Origin of the sequence: Thioalkalivibrio sp. AKL9, assembly GCF_000377825.1 — a bacterium.
Classification (GTDB): Bacteria; Pseudomonadota; Gammaproteobacteria; order Ectothiorhodospirales; family Ectothiorhodospiraceae; genus Thioalkalivibrio; species Thioalkalivibrio versutus.
Genome location: NZ_KB905103.1, coordinates 80,706 through 97,544, shown reverse-complemented (window position 1 = coordinate 97,544; position 16,839 = coordinate 80,706). Strand labels below are relative to the sequence as shown.

Annotated in this window: 19 protein-coding genes (1 of these 19 cut by a window edge); 10 read left to right on the top strand and 9 right to left on the bottom strand. The window is 67.3% G+C overall.

All coding sequences use genetic code 11. The features are described 5' to 3' along the window. Window positions 1–46 precede the first annotated feature (46 nt). Both trxA and D573_RS0100490 read left to right on the top strand, forming a co-directional pair. Window positions 47–433 (top strand): thioredoxin, encoded by a 387-nt coding sequence (trxA, locus tag D573_RS0100495; protein WP_018145279.1) that lies wholly within the window; start codon window positions 47–49, stop codon window positions 431–433. Window positions 434–617: 184 nt separating this feature from the next. Then, on the top strand, window positions 618–1,559 hold the full coding sequence (locus D573_RS0100490) for an AEC family transporter (protein ID WP_018937270.1): 942 nt from the start codon (window positions 618–620) through the stop codon (window positions 1,557–1,559). 237 nt (window positions 1,560–1,796) lie between these two features. Here D573_RS0100490 and D573_RS14740 read toward each other — a convergent pair whose 3' ends face one another. The 5 genes from D573_RS14740 to thiD all read right to left on the bottom strand — a co-directional run bounded on the left by D573_RS14740 (window position 1,797) and on the right by thiD (window position 6,178). Beyond that, window positions 1,797–2,003: a hypothetical protein gene (locus D573_RS14740; protein ID WP_155984851.1), complete on the bottom strand. Its 207-nt coding sequence runs from the start codon at window positions 2,001–2,003 to the stop codon at window positions 1,797–1,799. A gap of 476 nt (window positions 2,004–2,479) precedes the next feature. Further along, window positions 2,480–3,298: a sulfite exporter TauE/SafE family protein gene (locus D573_RS0100485; RefSeq protein WP_018175882.1), complete on the bottom strand. Its 819-nt coding sequence runs from the start codon at window positions 3,296–3,298 to the stop codon at window positions 2,480–2,482. A gap of 92 nt (window positions 3,299–3,390) precedes the next feature. Then, complete coding sequence (gene hemL, locus D573_RS0100480; RefSeq protein WP_018175881.1) at window positions 3,391–4,668, bottom strand: glutamate-1-semialdehyde 2,1-aminomutase; 1,278 nt, start codon at window positions 4,666–4,668, stop codon at window positions 3,391–3,393. Window positions 4,669–4,755: 87 nt separating this feature from the next. Further along, on the bottom strand, window positions 4,756–5,400 hold the full coding sequence (gene thiE / locus D573_RS0100475) for a thiamine phosphate synthase (RefSeq protein WP_018937269.1): 645 nt from the start codon (window positions 5,398–5,400) through the stop codon (window positions 4,756–4,758). Beyond that, on the bottom strand, window positions 5,390–6,178 hold the full coding sequence (gene thiD, locus D573_RS0100470; protein WP_018169057.1) for a bifunctional hydroxymethylpyrimidine kinase/phosphomethylpyrimidine kinase: 789 nt from the start codon (window positions 6,176–6,178) through the stop codon (window positions 5,390–5,392). Before thiD ends, thiE begins: the two co-directional genes overlap by 11 nt. Before the next feature lie 83 nt (window positions 6,179–6,261). On the opposite strand from thiD, the gene D573_RS0100465 reads away from it, so the two are divergent. After that, on the top strand, window positions 6,262–6,708 hold the full coding sequence (locus tag D573_RS0100465) for a hypothetical protein (protein ID WP_018937268.1): 447 nt from the start codon (window positions 6,262–6,264) through the stop codon (window positions 6,706–6,708). Between the two features lie 295 nt (window positions 6,709–7,003). Here D573_RS0100465 and D573_RS0100460 read toward each other — a convergent pair whose 3' ends face one another. Next, window positions 7,004–7,669 carry an HAD family phosphatase gene (locus D573_RS0100460; protein WP_018937267.1) on the bottom strand — a complete coding sequence of 222 codons (666 nt, stop codon included), beginning with the start codon at window positions 7,667–7,669 and terminating at the stop codon, window positions 7,004–7,006. Window positions 7,670–7,833: 164 nt separating this feature from the next. Between D573_RS0100460 and D573_RS0100455 the strand changes: the two genes are divergently transcribed. After that, window positions 7,834–8,394, top strand: coding sequence for an RNA pyrophosphohydrolase (locus D573_RS0100455; RefSeq protein WP_018937266.1), 561 nt, complete (start codon window positions 7,834–7,836; stop codon window positions 8,392–8,394). A gap of 20 nt (window positions 8,395–8,414) precedes the next feature. Beyond that, window positions 8,415–10,682, top strand: a complete 2,268-nt coding sequence (gene ptsP, locus D573_RS0100450; protein WP_018145288.1) for a phosphoenolpyruvate--protein phosphotransferase — start codon at window positions 8,415–8,417, stop codon at window positions 10,680–10,682. A 46-nt stretch (window positions 10,683–10,728) separates the two neighbouring features. On the opposite strand, the gene D573_RS0100445 is transcribed toward ptsP, so the two are convergent. Both D573_RS0100445 and D573_RS0100440 read right to left on the bottom strand, forming a co-directional pair. Next, window positions 10,729–11,241: a CopD family protein gene (locus D573_RS0100445; RefSeq protein WP_018937265.1), complete on the bottom strand. Its 513-nt coding sequence runs from the start codon at window positions 11,239–11,241 to the stop codon at window positions 10,729–10,731. A gap of 46 nt (window positions 11,242–11,287) precedes the next feature. Continuing rightward, window positions 11,288–11,803 (bottom strand): peroxiredoxin, encoded by a 516-nt coding sequence (locus tag D573_RS0100440; RefSeq protein ID WP_018145290.1) that lies wholly within the window; start codon window positions 11,801–11,803, stop codon window positions 11,288–11,290. A 96-nt stretch (window positions 11,804–11,899) separates the two neighbouring features. Between D573_RS0100440 and argC the strand changes: the two genes are divergently transcribed. From argC to erpA, 4 genes are all read left to right on the top strand, one after another. Continuing rightward, entirely contained in the window at window positions 11,900–12,955 is a 1,056-nt protein-coding gene (argC, locus tag D573_RS0100435; protein ID WP_018175876.1) for an N-acetyl-gamma-glutamyl-phosphate reductase, read from the top strand. A 124-nt stretch (window positions 12,956–13,079) separates the two neighbouring features. Continuing rightward, a complete protein-coding gene (locus tag D573_RS0100430) occupies window positions 13,080–13,742 on the top strand; it encodes a DUF6776 family protein (RefSeq protein WP_018937263.1) in 663 nt (220 codons plus the stop codon). Next, the gene (locus tag D573_RS0100425; protein WP_018937262.1) at window positions 13,739–14,173 is read left to right on the top strand and encodes a polymer-forming cytoskeletal protein; all 435 of its coding nucleotides are present in this window, start codon (window positions 13,739–13,741) and stop codon (window positions 14,171–14,173) included. Before D573_RS0100430 ends, D573_RS0100425 begins: the two co-directional genes overlap by 4 nt. Before the next feature lie 57 nt (window positions 14,174–14,230). Then, the gene (erpA, locus tag D573_RS0100420; protein WP_018145294.1) at window positions 14,231–14,605 is read left to right on the top strand and encodes an iron-sulfur cluster insertion protein ErpA; all 375 of its coding nucleotides are present in this window, start codon (window positions 14,231–14,233) and stop codon (window positions 14,603–14,605) included. An 89-nt stretch (window positions 14,606–14,694) separates the two neighbouring features. Here erpA and D573_RS0100415 read toward each other — a convergent pair whose 3' ends face one another. Next, window positions 14,695–15,831, bottom strand: coding sequence for an anhydro-N-acetylmuramic acid kinase (locus tag D573_RS0100415; protein ID WP_018937261.1), 1,137 nt, complete (start codon window positions 15,829–15,831; stop codon window positions 14,695–14,697). Window positions 15,832–15,970: 139 nt separating this feature from the next. Here D573_RS0100415 and tyrS point away from each other — a divergent pair, with 139 nt between their 5' ends. After that, on the top strand, window positions 15,971–16,839 hold the 5' portion of the coding sequence (gene tyrS, locus D573_RS0100410) for a tyrosine--tRNA ligase (RefSeq protein ID WP_018937260.1). 337 nt of this gene lie beyond the right edge of the window; the window shows 869 of its 1,206 coding nt (coding positions 1–869); it begins with the start codon at window positions 15,971–15,973; its stop codon lies off the right edge, out of view.

Genomic DNA, 16,839 nt, shown 5'->3' with positions numbered 1-16,839 from the left:
GGAGGCTGGTAAGGTTCGGGGACATTTTTAACCGGAGCCCGCCATCATGGCCGTTCAGGAACTCACGCAGGACACGTTCGAATCCACTATTACCGGGAATGACATCGTCATCATGGACTTCTGGGCCCCCTGGTGTGGCCCGTGCCAGCAGTTCGCCCCGACCTTCGAGGAGGCCTCCGGCAAGCACTCCGACGTGGTCTTTGCCAAGGTGAATACCGACGAGGAGCAGGCCATCGCCGGCGCCTTCCAGATCCGTTCCATCCCGACCCTGATGATCTTCCGCGAGCAGATCATCGTGTTCTCCCAGCCGGGCGTGCTGTCCGCCGGTCAGCTGGACGAGGTGCTGGGCAAGGTGCGCGAGCTGGACATGGAGCAGGTGCGTGCCGACGTCGAGCGCCAGCAGCAGGAACAGGAGCAGGCCGGGGGCGCGTAAGCCGCTTCTGACAACGGTCTCTCGCGGGCCAAACCCGTGAGATCGAACCCGGCCGGGGGCGTCGCCCCGCCGGGTTTTTTTGTGTGGGGTGCGTGCCAGGATCGTAGAATGACCGCAAACCCCTGCGCCATGCGCGAAAGGATGCCGTCACTATGCCCCAGCGCCCCGAGGCCGGACGCCTGCCATGTTGAGCGTGATGACCCAGATGGGGGCGCTGATCGTCGCGGGCGTGGTCTGGCGCGCCCTGCAGCCCGGTGGCCTGGACGCGGACACCACACGCCGGGTCCTGACCACCCTGGTGTACTACCTGTTGTTGCCGGCACTGGTGCTTCAGGTCCTGTGGGTTGCCCCGCTGGGTCTGGACTCTCTGCGCATCGCGCTGGTGGCCGGTCTCACGGTGCTGGCGATGGTCGGGGTCACGTTGCTGGCCTGCCGGGTCTGCATGGCCGAGCGCGCTGCCATCGGGGCCATGCTGCTGGCGGCGGCCTGGCCCAACGCGACCTATCTCGGCCTGCCGGTGCTCGACAGCCTGTTTGGCGAGGCCGGGCGTGCGGTGGCGATCCAGTACGACCTGTTCGCCTGTCTCCCACTGGTCCTGACCCTGGGGGTGCTGCTGGCGCGGCGCTACGGCGATCCTGAGGCGGTGCGCTTGTATGGGGGCGGGAGCCCGATCCGGGCCCTCGCGGTCGTGCCGTCGATCTGGGCTGCGGTCGTCGGTGTGGGCTTGAACCTCGCCGGCGTGCCGCTGCTGGACTGGCTGGACGTCTTTCTCGGGTTCCTGGCCGACAGTGTGGCCCCGCTGATGTTGTTCTCGCTGGGGCTCGCGCTGGTGTTCAATCGCTTTCGCGGGCGGGATGCCCGGCCGCTGGCGGTGGTGGCCGTGGTCCAGTTGATCCTGGCCCCCGTCTTTGCCCTGGGGCTGGTGTTGTGGACCGGTCTCGAGGGGGTGCCCGGGGTCGGGTCGGTGCTGGAGGCGGCGATGCCGGCGATGGTGCTGGGGCTGGTGTTCTGTGATCGCTTCCGCCTGGACACCGGGCTCTACGCGGCCGCCGTCACCCTGACCACGGCGCTGTCGTTGGTCACCCTGCCCCTGTGGTTCGCCCTCGCCACTCGTCTCATCGCCTGACCGTCGAGGCTCCGCGCGGTCGGTTTTCTCATGCCGGTTAGGCTGGCCCTGGTTTGTCCTCCGGTGTTTACGTGCCTTCGGGCCACATACTGCCATGCGCTCTCTCGCGAGCGCGCCGCGAGGTACTTTCTTGCTTGCCCAAGAAAGTACCCAAAGAAGGGCCCCCGGATTCCGCCCGGGAACCTTGCTCCAGGGCCCTCGGGCCGGCGGCGCTGAACTCGCTACGCTGCGCTTCGCTCAGACATCCAGCGCCTTCTCCCGGCCCGAGCACCCTTCCGCAAGGGGCTCCATACGGGCGGGGAAGGTCAAAACCGACCGTATCCCCACGCTTCTGCCTAACCATAGGCATCGCCGCCCGAACACCCCCGGCGCCCGCTTCGCGGGCGCGGCACGCCATGGCCGCAGGCCGAGCGTGCCGAAGATGTATGAAGACCTAGCCATCATCCACTGGCAAGAACGTTGGTATAGCCGTTTTTTGGACCTGCCTCCCCGTTGTCGTCGCGCCGAGTGGAGAGGCTTTTCGCGGGAGAAAAGGCGCTGGATGTCTGAGCGAAGCCGAAGGCGTAGCGAGTTCAGCGCCGCCCGCGAAAAGCCTAGGAGCGAGGGAAACCCCGGCCCGCGCAGCGGGCCGGGGTCGCGGCAGTCGGGCGTGTTTCTTGGGTACTTCTTTGCACGAGCAAAGAAGTACCTCGCGGCGCGCTGGCGAGTCAGCGCCGGGCAGTATGTGGACCGGAGGCACTGTAAACACCGGGTGATGAACCAGGGCCAGCCACCCACTGGCATGTGGTGGACCGAAGCCGGCGTAAACACCGGATGCCGAACCAGGGCCAGCCTCAAGCTGTGGGGCAATCGCTGTACCGATGCGATTCGCTTCGCTCATCGGCATCCTACAGCGGGGGAAGAGCCGGCGGGGGCGAGTGCTAGCGGATGAGCATGAGGATGCCGGCGAGGATCAGGATGCCGGCGAAGCCGCGGCGGAGGTGGGCGACCGGCAGGTGATGGGTCAGCCAGACGCCACCGCGTACGCTGATGGATGTGCCGATCACGACGCCGAGGATGGCCGGCAGGTAGAGATAGCCGAGGGCCCATTCCGGCGCCTGATAGGCCGGGTCGGCCCATTGCGGCAGGGCGAACACCAAGCTGGCGCCAATGGAGATCGGCACGCCCAGCGCCGCCGCCGAGCCGATCGCACGGCGCAGCTCCAGCCCCTGACTGACCAGGAACGGCGTGGTCAGTGTGCCGCCGCCGATGCCGATCAGCGAGGATACGGCTCCGATCAGGGTCCCGCCGCCCAGCCAGACGCTGCGCCGGGGTACCGGGGCCTCCGGTGGCTGGATGTTCAGGAGCATCCAGATGCCGATCGCCACCTCGAAGGCGCCGAAGATACGCCCCAGGTGGTCGGAGTCGATGCGCGTGGCCAGCCAGGCGCCGATCAGTGCGCCGACGATGATGCCCGGCAGGAGACGGCGTACCGCCGCGCCGTCCACGCCGCCCCGGCGGTGGTGGGCGCGCGCCGACAGGATCGCCGTGGGGATGATCGCGCCCAGCGAGGAGCCGACCGCGAGCTGCACCAGGCTGGCCGAATCGAAGGCCAGCAGACTGAATACGGCGACGAACACTGGCACCAGGATCAGCCCGCCGCCGATGCCGAACATGCCAGCCGGGATGCCCGCGACCAGGCCCAGCGCCACAAACAGGAGCCCCAGCGCCAGCGGTGACTGGATCAGTGTCTCGGTCATTCGTGCGTAGTGGCGAGTAGCGGGTCAGGGCGCAGCGGACCGGCGGACCGTGGGGGTCGCCGGTTCACTGCGCAGGAGAGGCGAGGGCGCGCTCAGAGCGCCTTGAAGGACTTGCGGGCGGCCTCGATGGTCGCGTCGATGTCGGCGTCCGAATGGGCGTTGGACATGAAGCCGGCCTCGAAGGCGCTAGGGGCCAGGTAGATCCCCTCGCCCAGCATCGCGTGGAAGAAGCGGCCGAAGGCGGCGGTATCGCAGGCCGTGGCGCCGGCGAAGTCGGTGACCTTCTGCTCCGAGAAAAACAGCCCGAACATGCCCGGCACCTGGTTGGTGGTCACGGCCACGCCGGCCTCGCGCGCGGCGTCCTCGAAGCCCGCGACGACCTTCTTGGTGCGCGTCTCCAGCTCGTCGTGGAAGCCCGGGCGCGACAGGATCTCCAGGGTCTTCAGCCCGGCGGTCATCGCGATCGGGTTCCCCGACAGGGTGCCGGCCTGGTAGACCGGGCCCAGCGGGGAGAGGTGTTCCATGATGGCGTGCTTGCCGCCGAAGGCCCCCACCGGCATGCCGCCGCCGATGATCTTGCCCAGCGTGGTCAGGTCCGGGGTCACGCCCAGGTAGCCCTGGGCGCAGTTCTTCGACACGCGGAAGCCGGTCATCACCTCGTCGAAGATCAGTACCGCGCCGTGCTGGTCGCAGACCTCGCGCAGGGTCTCGAGGAAGCCCGGCTCCGGCGGGATGCAGTTCATGTTGCCGGCAATCGGCTCGACGATGATGCAGGCGACCTCGTCACCCTTCTCGGCAAAGAACGCGCGCACGCCGTCCGGGTCGTTGTAGGTCAGGGTGCTGGTCAGCGCCGCCAGTTCCTTGGGCACGCCCGGGGAGCTGGGCTGGCCGAGGGTCAGGGCGCCGGAGCCGGCCTTCACCAGCAGCGAGTCGCCGTGGCCGTGGTAGTTGCCCTCGAATTTCACGATGCGGTCGCGGCCGGTATAGCCACGCGCCAGGCGGATCGCGCTCATGGTCGCCTCGGAGCCCGAGTTGGTCATGCGCACCAGGTCCATTGACGGCACCAGCTCGCAGACCTTGGCGGCCATGTCGTTCTCCAGCCGCGTGGGGCAGCCGAAGGACAGGCCGTTGTTGCAGGCCTCGCGCACCGCCTCGATCACCTCGGGGTGGGCGTGGCCAGCCACCATCGGGCCCCAGGAACCGATGTAGTCGATATAGCGCTGGCCGTCGGCGTCCCACATGTAGGCGCCGTTGGCGCGGTCCATGAAGATCGGGGTCCCGCCGACGCCCTTGAAGGCGCGCACGGGGGAATTCACGCCGCCGGGGATGTGCTGCTTGGCGGCCTCGAACAGACGCTCGGTTTCCTGCATGACGGTGTCCTGTGATTGTTGGATTCGGGTCGATGAATTCGGGAAGCCCGGCAACCATAGCGACGGCTGCGGGCGGGTGCAAAGGGATCAGTCGAACAGTCCGCTTATCTGACGCGCGGCGGCCTCGGGGTCGGGCGCGGCGCTGATGCCCTGGATCACGGCGAGCAGGTCTGCCCCGGCCGCGACGACCTCGGGGGCGTTCGCCGCCGTGATCCCGCCGATCGCACAGATCGGCAGCTCCAGTGTGGTGCGCGCCTCGCGCAGTAGTTCGAGATCCGCGCGTGCCGCGTCGGGCTTGGTCGGGGAGGGGAACACGGAGCCGAAGGCCGCGTAGCTCGCGCCGGCCACCTGTGCCGAGCGGGCTCGTTCGAGCTCGTTGTAGCAGGAGACGCCGACCACCGCGCCGGGGCCGAGCCGCGCGCGGGCCGCGACCGGGTCCGGGTCGTCACGCCCGAGGTGCACGCCATCGGCCTCGACGCGCGCGGCCAGCTCGGTGTCGTCGTTGATGATGCACAGCGCGCCGTGCGCATGCGCAAGGGCGACCAGTTCGCGGGCGATGGCCTCGCGTGCGGCGCCTGCGAGGGTCTTGTCGCGGAACTGGATCAGGCGCGCACCGCCACGCAGCGCAGCCTTGGCAGTGGCGAGGTGTGTGGCGCGTGGGTTCGCGTCCTCCGGGACCGCCGGGGTGATGAAATAGAGCCCGCGCAGGCGGGGGGGATGCTCAGTCGCCATGTGGGCACAGCCGGTTGGGGACGTGCTGGCCGTGGCCGGGGGCGTAGCCCCGCGCGACCGCGTCGTTCATGAAGGCCTGGGCCTCGATCACCGCCGGCTCCAGGTCACGGCCGCGCGCCAGGAAGGCGGCGATCGCCGCAGCCAGGGTGCAGCCGGAGCCGTGGAAGCCGGCCGGATGGCGTGGCAGTTCGAAGGCGCGCATGTGCCCGTCCTCGCGGTACAGGCGGTTGATGATGGGGTCCTGATCGCCGCCTTCGTGGCCGCCGGTGACCAGCACGTTGCGCGCGCCCCGTTCGCGCAGCCGTTGGCCCCACTGGGTGGCATCGTCGGTTCGGGCCAGGCGCGCGGCCTCCGGTCCGTTGGGCGTGATCAGGGTGGCGCGTGGCAGCAGGGCCTCGCGGGTCGCGTCCACCACGGCTTCGGTCGCGAGCGCCCCGCCGCCGCCGGCGACCATCACCGGGTCCAGCACCACCGGGATGTGCGGGTGCTCGGCCAGCAGCGCCGCGACCATTTTTACGTTTTCCACTGAGCCCAGCATGCCGATCTTGATTGCGGCGACGGCAAGATCGGCCAGGGTGACCTCGATCTGGGCGCGCAGCTGTTCCGCAGACAGCACGCTGAAGTCCAGCACGTTGCGGGTGTCCTGCACGGTGATCGCGGTCACGGCCGTACCCCCGTGTACGCCGAGGCGGGTAAAGGTGGTTAGATCGGCCTGCAGGCCGGCGCCGCCACCGGGGTCGGAGCCGGCAATGGTCAGCGCGATCGGGGGATGATTCATGAATGGGGGCTCCCGTGCTAAGGTTGCGCGCGCCCCGGCACCCCCGGGGCGTTCTTGTTCCGCATCCCGGGAGTGTACGCAGCATGAGCAGCGAGTTCGAAGTCGAGTCCCTCCGTCCCCTGGTCGCCGCCGCCGAAGCGGGTGGCACGCTGAACGCAGAGGTCGATCAGGCCCTGGCCGCGCTGGAGCAGGAGTTGAACCGGCTCGCCGGCGAGTTGCAGGTGGAATGCGTGGGGCCCGCCGTCGGCATGGCAGACATGCAGGCCGAGCATGTCTATCGGCTGGTGATCCGTCAGCACGAGATCGACGTGACCCGCCACGAATGGAGCCTGTGGGTCTGCGATGCGCTGGACAACTGCGACTTCCGGGCGACTTGGCCGGTGACCGGTGCCGCGCGCCTGCGGCGCAAGCAGGTGGTGGCCGTGGTGCCGGAATTGGTTGCCGGCTATCGCGATGCAGTCGCGGCGGCCGGCAAGGCGGATACCCCTGCGGGGCAGCGCCTTGCCCAGATCGCCAGCGTCTTCAGCTGACGCCGTCGCCCAGGGAGACGCTAATCCATTCGCACGTCCGCGCTCGAGTCGAGTTTACTCGCTGACAAGGCGCGGTGAGCGAAGTGTAGCCGAGCTACATGAGCGAGCCGCAGCGCCGCCAGCGGGGCCGAATCCAGAAGGCAAAGGCGGCCGAGCCCTCAAGGGGTTGGCGCCCCATTTTCCCCGATTCTGCGTTGCGCCGCTTGACCGTAGAGTGGCTACGGCACTGCGCACCGCGCCTTGTCTCGGGAAAAATGGGGCGCCAACGCGGACGTGCAAATGGATCAGCGGCTCCCTAGCGCAACGAGATGACTGGCCAGCCTTGGTTGTGAGCGTGCGCGGCAAGGGTCGGGTCCGGGTCCACTGCGACGGGGTGCCCCACACGTTCCAGTAGCGGGATGTCGTTGCGCGAGTCGCTGTAGAAACTGGCCTGCGCGATGCTGTCCTCGGGATCCGGATGATCCGCGAGGTACTGGCGCAGGCGTTCGATCTTGCCTTCCTGGAAGCAGGGCACCCCGGTCAGGTCGCCGGTAAATTCTCGGTCCTCGCCTTCCTCCGCCAGGGTCGCGATCAGGTGGTCCACGCCCAGCAGGTCGGCAATCGGCTGGGTGACGAACTGGTTGGTCGCGGTGATGATGACCAACTCGTCACCGGCCTCGCGGTGTCGGGCCAGCAGGGGTGGGGCGCCGGGAGCGATCATTGGCCGGATCAGCGTGTCGATGAAGCGCTCCCTCCAGGCCTCGAGCTGCGCGCGTGGGTGTTCGGCCAGCGGGCTGAAGGCGAAGCGGCAGAATTCGTGGATGTCGAGGGTGCCCGCCACATACTCCTGGTAGAAACGGTCATTGGTCTCGGCGTGACAGGTCGGGTGGACGGCGCCCACCTCTGCCAGGAACTCGTTCCAGGCGTGATCGCTGTCGCCGGCGAGCAGGGTGTTGTCGAGGTCGAACAGGGCCAGGGCCATGAGGGTGCTCTCGGGTTGGCTTGGATCGGACGCGAGTGTACCGGCGGGCGTCGTCGGCTGCAGCCACAGGCCCCTTTTGGGACCGGCACCGGAGGCATGGTAGGGGCTTTGCCGCCGGGGCACCGGCTGTGGAACAATGCCAGTAATAGAGAAGCGTCTGGCTGATGCAAGTGATTGATTGTGACGGGTATCGCGCAAACGTAGGCATCATCCTGTGCAACGCGGAACAGCAGCTGTTCTGGGGCAAGCGGGTCGGGCAGGCGGCCTGGCAGTTTCCCCAGGGGGGCGTGCATGCGGAAGAAACGCCCGAGGAGGCGATGTTTCGCGAGCTGCACGAGGAGACGGGCCTGTTCCCCCGGCACGTCGAGGTGCTGGGCAGTACCCGCCATTGGCTGCGCTACCGCCTGCCGGAGCGCATGGTCCGGCGCCATCAACGCCCGGTCTGCATCGGCCAGAAACAGCGCTGGTTCCTGCTGCGCATGGTCGGAGACGAGAGCGACGTGGTGCTGGATGCGATGGAAACCCCGGAATTCGATGATTGGCGCTGGATCGACTACTGGCGTCCGGCACGCGAGGTCGTGCACTTCAAGCGCCAGGTCTATCGCCGTGCGCTGTGCGAGCTGGTGCCGCTGATGTTCCCGGAACTCGAACAGGCGCGCGCGCGACGTTCTGGCCGCCGTGGCCCGGCCCAGCCCCAGCCCCATTCGCCGGTGTCCTCGCGTTGACGGTCCCGAAGCAGCCCTCGATGCTCGAGGTCCTGCGCCGTGTGGTGCAGGAAGTGAACGGTGCCGCGGATTTCTTCGAAGCGCTGCATATCATCGTTACGCGGGTGAAGGCGGCGCTGGAGATCGATGTCTGTTCGATCTACCTGAAGTCGCCGCAGTCGGGGCGCCTGGTGCTGATGGCCTCGGAGGGTCTGCGCGAGGAGTCCATCGGGCAGGTCGAGATGGACCCGTCGGAGGGTCTGGTGGGTCTGGTCGCCTCGCGGGCCGAGCCGGTCAACCTTGACAGCGCTCAGGACCACCCGCGTTTTCGTTATTTCCCGGAGACCGGCGAGGAACACTTCCTCGCGTTTCTGGGGGTCCCGATCATCCACCAGCGCAGCCTGCTGGGCGTACTGGTCGTGCAGCAGCACCAGGCGCGCAAGTTCGATGACGAGCATGTCTCCTTCCTGATCACCCTGGCGGCGCAGCTGGCCGGGGCGATCGCCTATGCCGAGTTCAACGACGAGATCTCCTCCGAGACCCCGCTGATCGGGCATGTGAACGTCGAGGCCACCGGCATTGCCGGCTCGCCGGGCGTGGCCATTGGCCGGGCCGTGGTGGCCTACCGCCTGGCGGACATGGACTCCATCCCGGATCGCGAAGGCGCCGGGGTGGATCACGAACTGGAGCATTTCGGGCAGGCGGTGGCGGAGACCCGCACCGAGATCGAGGACCTGAAGCAGCGCATGGGCGAGGCCCTGGGGCCGGACGAGCAGGTGCTGTTCGATGCCTACCTGATGCTGCTGGGTTCCGACTCTCTGGTGCACAAGACCCAGACGCGCATCCGTAATGGGCAGTGGGCCCCGGCGGCTTTGCGCGACACGGTGCGTGAGAGCGTGCGGGTATTCGAGGACATGGAGGACCCGTACCTGCGCGAGCGGGCGGCGGATGTGCGCGATCTGGGTCGCCGCGTGCTGTCGCACCTGCTGCCGGCCGATCGCAGCCAGGACGAGTTTCCCGATGGCGGCATCCTGGTCGGGGATGACCTGACCGCCTCGCATCTTGCGGAGGTTCCGATTGAGCGGTTGGGGGCCATGGTCTCGGCCAAGGGCACGGGTTCTTCGCACATCGCGATCCTGGCGCGGGCGCTCAACATCCCTGCGGTGATGGGCGTGTCCGAGCTCCCGGTGGGGCGCCTGGAAGGGCGCGAGATCCTGGTTGATGGTTATCGCGGGCGGCTGTTCGTGAACCCCAACGCCGAGCTGCGCGTGGAGTTCGAGCGCCTGGTGCGCGAGGAGCGCGAGCTGGCGGAGGACCTGCGTGCGCTGGCCAAGGACCCGGCCGAGACCCGCGATGGCGTCGCGGTGCCGGTGCTCGCGAACTCGGGGTTGCTGGCGGATATCAAGCCGTCGCTGGAGTCCGGGGCCGAGGGGGTCGGGCTGTACCGCACCGAGGTGCCGTTCATGATCCGCGACCGCTTCCCCGGCGAGGAGGAGCAGGTCCAGCTCTACGAGCAGGTGCTGGCCTCCTTCGACCCCATGCCGGTGACCCTGCGCACCCTGGATATCGGTGGCGACAAGGCCCTGCCATATTTCCCGGTGAAGGAGGACAACCCGTTCCTCGGCTGGCGCGGGATCCGTATCTCGCTGGACCACCCGGAGATCTTCCTGACCCAGCTGCGGGCGATGCTCAAGGCGAGTCGCTCCCACGACAACCTGCAGATCCTGTTCCCGATGATCTCGGCGCTGGACGAGCTGAAGGGCGCGATGACCCTGCTCAACCGGGCGCGCGAGGAGTTGCTGGACGAGGGTTTCCGCATCCCGATGCCGCGCATCGGGGTGATGGTCGAGGTGCCGGCGGCGGTGTACATGTCGGAGATGCTTGCCCGGCGGGTGGACTTCCTGTCCGTGGGCACTAACGACCTGGTCCAGTACCTGCTGGCGGTGGACCGCAACAACGCCCGTGTGGCGCATCTCTACGACACCCTGCACCCGGCCTGCATCCACGCGCTGGAGACGATTACCGACGGTTCGCACCGGGCGGGCAAGCCGGTCAGCGTTTGCGGGGAAATGGCAGCCGACCCGGCCGCGGTGATCCTGCTGCTGGGGATGGGGATCGACAGCCTGAGCGTCAGCGTGTCCTCGATCCCGCGGGTTAAGTGGGTGATCCGCAGTTTCTCCACCGACCGCGCCGAGGCCTTGCTGGCGCAGTGCCGGCTGCTGGAGAACGCCGATCAGATCCGGTCGCTGCTGAACAATGCCCTGGTCCAGGCCGGACTGGGCGGGCTGGTGCGCGCCGGCAAGACCTGACCGCGGCGCTCACCCGTGGCCGGCAGGGGGGGGCAAGGGGCGCAGCTCAGGTGCGGCGTGCCCGCCACTGTGCGATCAGCGCACTCAGCAGGAAGATCCCCAGTACCACGCCGATGGCGATGAGCGCATCCACGATGGAGCGGTTGACCACCAGCACGACCACGCCCACCAGGATCGGGACCGGGATCTCGTTGAACCAGCGATACCAGGTGTGATCGCGTCGGTTCAGGTCATCGCGGAAGTCGCGCACGATCTTGCCGCACCAGACGTGATAGGCGACCAGGACGGCAATCAGCGTCAGCTTGAAGTGCATCCACGGCTCGGCCAGATAGAACGAGCGATCCACCAGCATGATCACGCCGAAAAGGATGGTGATCAGCGCGCCGGGGGTCATGATCCCGTAGAACAGCTTGCGCTCCATCACCTTGAAGCGCTCGTGACCGAGGGCGTCCTCGGTCATCGCGTGATAGACGAACAGGCGCGGTAGATAGAACAGCCCGGCGAACCAGGTGACCATGAAGATCACGTGCAGGCTGAGGAACCAGTTATAGGCTTGCATGGAGGTCCTTCTCGGAAACGGGTGCGATGTCCCTGCGCGGGGCGGCTCAGGAGAGCCAGCGTTCCAGGTGGCGTTCGATCTGTTCGAAGTCCGGGTCGCCCAGCTTCTGGTAGACGATGCGGCCATTCGGCGAGATCAGGAAGGTGGTCGGCGTCAGGCGCACGCCGCCATAGGCCTGTGAAAAGGCGTCGTCGCTGTCGTGGATGACCTTGTAGGGCATCCCGCGGTCTTCGCGCATGGCCTCCACGCGGTTGATCGGGTCGTAGGACAGCGCGACCGCCAGCAGCTCGAAGCCCTTGTCGGCGTAGGTGTCGTGCAGGTGGATCAGTTCCGGGATCTCGCGGATGCAGGACGGGCAGTTGGTTGCCCAGAAGGAGATCATCACCGGCCGGCCCTCGTAGTCTTCCAGGGCTACCGGCTCGCCGTCCAGGGTGGTGGCGGCGAAGGCGGGTGCCGGGCGCATGCCGTCGTCGGTCAACCAGATGGTCGCGGCGACGGCGACCAGCGCGATGATGAAGATGCCTCCGAAGATGGCCTTGCGGTCGATCCTGACTTTGCTCATAGGGGTGTGATCCGTTGATCGAATAGCCTGCATTTGTGGACTGGCCGAAACCGCATGCGTTCCGTGGTCCCGGCCAAGGCGGTATCATGCCGCAGCATGACGAACGCAACCAACAGCAAACCCATCCGCATCGGGGTTGTCGGGGCCACCGGCTACACCGGAGTGGAACTCCTGCGCCTGCTGGCGCGGCATCCCGCGGCCGATCTTCAGGTGGTGACCTCGCGCGGCGAGGCGGGCACGCCCGTGGCGGATTTGTTCCCCAGCCTGCGCGGCGCGGTGGATGCCGTCTTCCAGGCCCCGGACGAGGCGACCCTGGGCGAGTGCGACGTGGTCTTTTTCGCCACCCCGCATGGGGTGGCGCATGGACTGGCTGCGCCGCTGCTTGAGCGGGGCACGCGCATCATCGATCTGTCGGCGGATTTCCGTATCCGTGATCCCGAGTTGTGGGCGCAGTGGTACGGACAGGCGCATGGTGCGCCGCAGTATCTGGACGAGGCCGTGTACGGCCTGCCCGAACTGAACCGGGCGCAGATCCATGATGCGCGGCTGATCGCCGTGCCGGGTTGCTATCCCACGGCGGTGTCGCTGGCGGTTCTGCCTCTGCTGGAGGCCGGTCTGATCGATCCCGCGGACGTGATCGCGGATGCCAAGAGCGGTGTCAGCGGGGCCGGGCGCAAGGCGCAGATCGGCGGGCTTTTCGCCGAGGTGCAGGAAGATTTTCGCGCCTATGCCAGTGGCGGGCATCGGCATTGGCCGGAGATCCACCAGACGCTCAGTGGCGTGGCCGGGCAGTCGGTCGGGCTGATCTTCCAGCCGCATCTGGTGCCGATGACGCGCGGTATTCACGCGACGCTCTATCTGCGCCCGCAGGTGGCGGACGCGGACTGGCAGGCCTGTTTCGAGCAGCGCTATCGCGACGAGCCGTTCGTGGACGTGATGCCGCCGGGGGCCCATCCGCAAACGGCCAGCGTGCGCGGCACCAATCTTTGTCGTATTGCGCTGGCACAGCCGCCGCACTCCGGACGGCTGATGGTGCTGTCGGTGATCGACAACCTGGTGAAGGGCGCGGCCGGGCAGGCCGTGCAAAACATGAACCTGATGTTCGGCCAGGCCGAGACAGCCGGTCTGGACGGGCTGCCGGTTTTCCCCTGATGTCCTGGCCTGCCACATGACTACGGGTGTCCCGCGTCCACGTCTGCCCCGGATTCCGCGCATTCCCGCGCGGCGGCGCAGCGGGTCGGGACGCCGCGGCGGGTGGTGGCGCGCGGGGCTGCTGATGCTGATCCTGGTGTTGGTGGCGGGCGGAGCCTGGCTGGTCGAGAACTGGCGCGAGGACATACGGGACACGGTCGATGCGCAACGCGGTATCGAGGGCCTGCGGGATGACCTGGAGCAGGCGCTCGTCGCGCGCCAGGCTGCCGAGGAGGCGCGCCGCCACGCCGAGCAGCAGCTGGAAATGAAGACCGCGGAGCTCGCGGCCTTTTCCGGCGACATCGAGCGCCAGGAGGCCGAGTTGCTGGAGTTGCGCGAGGAGCTGGCGTTTTATCGGCGGCTTGCGGAGGGCGCGGGTGAAGATGCCCTGGGCATCCGGTCGCTGCAGTTGCAGCGCACGGGGCAGTCGGGCGTGTTTGATGTCGTGTTCCAGCTCTACCGCCCGGGGTTGAGTCGTTCGGTGGATTTGCGCTGGGCGCTGGAGGTCGAAGGCTATGCGACCGGGGAAGAGGCGCTGTCCACCCTGGAGACCGATGCGCTGGGGCTGGAGAACGATCGCCTGGTCGAGGGGTTTCGGTTGTTGCGCAATCAGCGCGCCCGGATCCATCTTCCGGAGGGCTTCGAGCCGGTCGGGTTGACGCTGAGGGCGAGCGCCGCGAACGACGAGGATCTTGAACCGGTTTCGGAATGGGCCGACTGGGATCGCCTGCTGGAGAGTACGCAATGATGGGACGCAAACGAGGCCGCCGCGCGCGGAAAGTGGATACCCTGGTGGGGCGCCATACAGTGGTCCACGGTGATATCGAGTTTGGAGGCGGGTTGCATATCGAAGGCCGCGTGATCGGGGATATCCGGGCCGCGACCGATTCGTCGGCCGTTCTGGTGGTCGCGGGTGGGGGCGTGGTCGAGGGCCATGTCGCGGTTCCGCACCTGCTGATGAACGGCGAGGTGCGTGGCGATGTCCATGTGGGAGAGCACGTGGAGCTTGGCGAGACGGCCCGTCTGGCCGGTAACCTCTACTACACCGTGCTGCAGATGGCAGAGGGCGCGCAGATCGACGGCTTGCTCAAACGGGTGGAGCATCCCCTCGAGGGCGAGCTGGACGGGACGAGCGAGACCCAGGCCCTGGCCAATCCCACGGAAGATGAGCATTCTTGACTCCGGGGCTCAGTCTTCCGTAGCGTGAATGAAAATGATTATTACAGGAGGCCCCGAATGTCCGAGCCCATGACGTCCGAAGCGGAACTGGACATCGAAATGCCCAGCCCATTGATCTTTACCGATGCCGCGGCCACCAAGGTGAAGGGGCTGATCGAGGAAGAGAACAACGACAACCTCAAGCTGCGCGTATTCGTCAGCGGGGGCGGTTGTTCCGGCTTTCAGTACGGCTTTACCTTCGACGAGACCGTCGGCGATGGCGACACCCTCGTGGAGAATGGTGGGGTGACCCTGCTGATCGACCCGATGAGCTTCCAGTATCTGGCGGGTGCCGAGATCGACTACTCCGAAGGTCTTGAGGGCGCGCAGTTCGTGATCCGCAATCCGAATGCCACCACGACCTGCGGCTGCGGTTCGAGCTTCTCGGTCTAGAGAGAAGCTGACAAGCGGTTAAGAAAGGGCCCGATCCGGGATTCCGGATCGGGCCCTTATTTGTTTCGGGTCGGGGCGAACGGCCCGCGCTAGTGGCCCCCGGGTGCCCGGGGGCCACCGGGGATGATGCACCCAAGTACGCGTGGGCCGCGCGCGCCGGTCACTTCCGGGAGGTTGCCGGGCTCGCCGGCAAGGGTTCGCGCGGCCAGCCAGGCAAAGGCGGCACCCTCCACCTGCTGTGGGGGGACCCCATGGCGTTCGGTGGTCTCCACCAGGGTCGCGGGCAGGGCCTTGGCGAGGCGCTTCATCAGGTGGCGGTTGTGCGCGCCGCCGCCGCACACCAGCAAGCGGGCGGGCGGCTGCATGTGCAGATGCTCCAGCGCGTGCCGCACGCCCTCCACGGTCAGTTCTGCCAGGGTGGCCTGAATGTCCTCGGGCCGGGCTCGGTCCAGGCGGTCGCCAGCCCCGGCACGGAGCCAGGCCGGCGAAAAGTATTCGGGCCCGGTACTCTTTGGCGGAGGGCGCTGGAAGAACGAATCCTGGAGCAGCCGGGTCAGCAGTTCGGGGTCGGGCGTGCCGCTGCGGGCCCATGCGCCGTCATGATCGAACGGCGTCTGATGGTGACGCCGATTCCAGTCGTCCATCAGCGTATTCGCCGGGCCGCAGTCGAAGCCGATCACGGGCTGACCCGGCTGCAGCCAGGTGATGTTGGCGATGCCGCCTAGATTGAGGACCGCGCGGGTCTCGTCCGTGGATCCGAACTGCGTAGCGTGAAATCCGCAGGCCAGTGGTGCCCCCTCGCCGCCGGCAGCAATATCGCGCGGCCGGAACTGCGCCACGGTGTCGATGCCGGTGGCCTCTGCGATGCGGAAGGGATCGCCGATCTGCCAGGTGAAGGGCGGATCGGCGTCGGGGGCGTGGTGTACGGTCTGGCCGTGACTGCCGATCGCCCGGATCGCGCTCGGCGCCAGACCGGTCTGGTCCAGCAGGGCTTGCACGGTACGGGCGAACAGCATGCCGAGCCGCGCATCCAGCGCGCCCAGGTGCCGGTAGCGCAGGGTTTCAGTGGTGGCCGCCGTCGCCAGCTCCTGGGCGAGGTCGTCGGGGTACCTCAGCTGGCAGTGATCCACCACGCGTACCGGCCCGGTCCCGTGGATCTCTGTCAGCACGGCGTCCACGCCGTCCCGGCTGGTGCCGGACATCAGCCCGATAAAGCGTTCCGTCATAGTGGTGATCCTCGCGCGCGCATTATGGGTCGGCGTCCATTCTGGACCACCGCGGCATTTCGCGTCCGTTCGGGGGTCGCGGTATCCTTGCGCGCGACCGGCCAGCCCGGCCGGTCTCTGATCTCGACCAAGGGGTGTCATGGAACTCGAAGACCAGCTGGCCGTTATTCGTCGCGGCACCGATGAAATCCTGCTCGAGGACGATCTTGTCGAGCGCCTCAAGAGTGGCCGCCCCCTCCGGGTGAAGGCGGGATTCGATCCCACCGCCCCGGACCTGCATCTGGGGCACACGGTGCTGATCAACAAGCTGCGCCAGCTCCAGGACCTGGGGCACCACATCCTGTTCCTGATTGGCGATTTCACCGGCCGTATTGGGGATCCCTCGGGCAAGAACGCCACGCGTCCGCCGCTGTCCGCCGAGGATATCGAGCGCAACGCCGCAACCTACCGCGAGCAGGTATTCCGCATTCTTGACCCTGAGCGGACCGAGGTCGTCTTCAATTCCACCTGGATGGAGCCGCTAGGGGCCGCAGGCATGGTCCAGCTCGCCTCGCGCCAGACCGTGGCGCGCATGCTCGAGCGCGACGACTTTCACAAGCGTTACACCCAGCATCAGCCGATCGCGATCCACGAATTCCTCTATCCACTCATCCAGGGCTACGACTCGGTGGCGCTGAAGGCCGACATCGAACTGGGCGGCACCGACCAGAAGTTCAACCTCCTGGTGGGCCGCGAGCTGCAGAAGCAGGAGGGGCAACCGCCTCAGGTCATCCTGACCATGCCGATCCTTGAAGGGCTCGACGGCGTCCAGAAGATGAGCAAGTCGCTGAACAACTACATTGGCGTCCAGGATTCCCCCGACGACATGTTCGGCAAGCTCATGTCCATCTCCGATGATCTGATGTGGCGGTACTTCGAGCTCCTCAGCCTGCGTCCCATGCAGGACGTTCGCGAGTCGCAGCGGGCAGCGGAGGCCGGCGAACGCAACCCGCGCGATATCAAGTTCGA